4 protein-coding genes are annotated in these 1,346 nt (G+C 44.5%); 3 read left to right on the plus strand and 1 reads right to left on the minus strand.

Annotated elements, in window-relative coordinates; translation table 11 throughout:
• The 3 genes from F6K22_RS40895 to F6K22_RS40905 form a co-directional block, all read left to right on the plus strand.
• On the plus strand, positions 1-245 hold a 245-nt coding region (locus F6K22_RS40895), incomplete at its 5' end, for a glycoside hydrolase family protein (protein ID WP_363275550.1).
• A gap of 2 nt (positions 246-247) precedes the next feature.
• A complete protein-coding gene (locus F6K22_RS40900) occupies positions 248-520 on the plus strand; it encodes a hypothetical protein (RefSeq protein ID WP_293110890.1) in 273 nt (90 codons plus the stop codon).
• A 45-nt stretch (positions 521-565) separates the two neighbouring features.
• The gene (locus F6K22_RS40905; protein WP_293110891.1) at positions 566-1,057 is read left to right on the plus strand and encodes a glycoside hydrolase family protein; all 492 of its coding nucleotides are present in this window, start codon (positions 566-568) and stop codon (positions 1,055-1,057) included.
• Here F6K22_RS40905 and F6K22_RS40910 read toward each other — a convergent pair.
• Positions 1,023-1,181: a hypothetical protein gene (locus tag F6K22_RS40910; protein WP_293110893.1), complete on the minus strand. Its 159-nt coding sequence runs from the start codon at positions 1,179-1,181 to the stop codon at positions 1,023-1,025. The two genes, F6K22_RS40905 and F6K22_RS40910, sit on opposite strands and share 35 nt — an antisense overlap.
• Positions 1,182-1,346: the final 165 nt, after the last annotated feature.

The following is a 1,346-nucleotide window of genomic DNA, read 5'->3' on the forward strand; positions in this document are numbered from 1 at the left end:
TGTCTGAGATGAAATCAACACAAATTAATCAACCCGGTCTTATACTCACTCCTGGCGCTGAAGGATGGTGGGACTCCGAACGCATCTCCTCACCGCGCGTACTTCATACTCCAGATGGCACCTGGAAAATGTGGTATTATGGGCGCGATGCCAGTTTTGACCGTCAAATCAATTTACCAACTGGTCGTTGTGGTCTGGCTATTTCTTCTGATGGCGTTAAATGGGAAAGAGTAAAGGTCCCTTAACAATGGGAGCTGTATTGGAACCGCACCCAGACGAAAATAGATTTGATTCTGCTCATGTTGGAGTCAGTGATGTCTACTTCAGTGACGGTCTTTACTGGATGTGGTATTTTGGTGGCGATCGCCAAGTTCTAGAAGTAGGAAAGTTTCAAGCTAAAGGTATTCAGATGCTCCCCGGTTGTGCAGTTTCTCGCGATGGCATTAACTGGGTAAGATTGGAAGGTTCTCACCGAGGCGCATTCCTGAGTCCTGGTCAACCAGGAGAATTTGATGCTTGATTTTGTGCTTGGCCGCAAGTGGTTCGAGATGGTTCCTCCTGGAAAATGTACTACCACACCCTAAGCCCAGAAAGACTATTTTTAGTAGGTTTAGCACTTTCTGAAGATGGTTTTCAGTGGCAGAAAGTCGGTCAAATTTTAGGACCAGGAGAACCGGGAACCTTTGATGAACGGGGTATCGGTACTCGTCACGTCCTGAAAATAGATGGTCAGTATTTGATGTTTTACGAAGGTGTTAACCAGAGTGGATATCATTCTATTGGTTTGGCTATTTCTTCTGATGGCATTGACTGGGAAAAACAACCAGGTTCAGAAGCGGGTGGGTCTATTTTTAGTCATGCTCCTAAAGGTTCTGGTCGTTGGGATGCACAGGCGATCGGTACTCCTTGTGTTGTACCGATGGCAGATGGTAGTTTTCGGATCTACTATATCGGTACTAATGAAGGAGGTTATGATGAGTTATCAAGTCAACATCAAATAGGTTTAGCTGTTAGTGATGGTTCTAATTTTCGCAAGTGGTATAGATGGGGAGAATAATTAGTTCATTAATGGATAATAAATAATGGATAAATGAAGCAAAGGAGAAAGCTGCTGCTGATGCTCCCATTGGAGCGATCGCTTTGGCTTTTCTGATAAATCGGGTTTGTGTTCCACGTGACATGAGTGCAAATGCTGCAGTTGCTTTTCAAGCAGCAATTGATACTATGTTGTCTTGTATCTACTAAATTTATCTTTGACCATGGTAGGCGAATTATAGCAGTCGCCAGGAGTGACAACAGAAATGTAGGGGCGAATGGTCATTCGCCCAACGCTCTGTGGTTGCCCC

The organism is Okeania sp. SIO2F4, assembly GCF_010672385.1.
In the GTDB taxonomy this organism is placed as follows: Bacteria; Cyanobacteriota; Cyanobacteriia; order Cyanobacteriales; family Microcoleaceae; genus Trichodesmium.

Coding starts and splice junctions, on each gene's coding strand:
- F6K22_RS40905 (WP_293110891.1), top strand. CDS start 566: ATGTACTACCACACCCTAAGCCCAGAAAGACTATTTTTAGTAGGTTTA.
- F6K22_RS40900 (WP_293110890.1), top strand. CDS start 248: ATGGGAGCTGTATTGGAACCGCACCCAGACGAAAATAGATTTGATTCT.
- F6K22_RS40910 (WP_293110893.1), bottom strand. CDS start 1,181: ATGTCACGTGGAACACAAACCCGATTTATCAGAAAAGCCAAAGCGATC.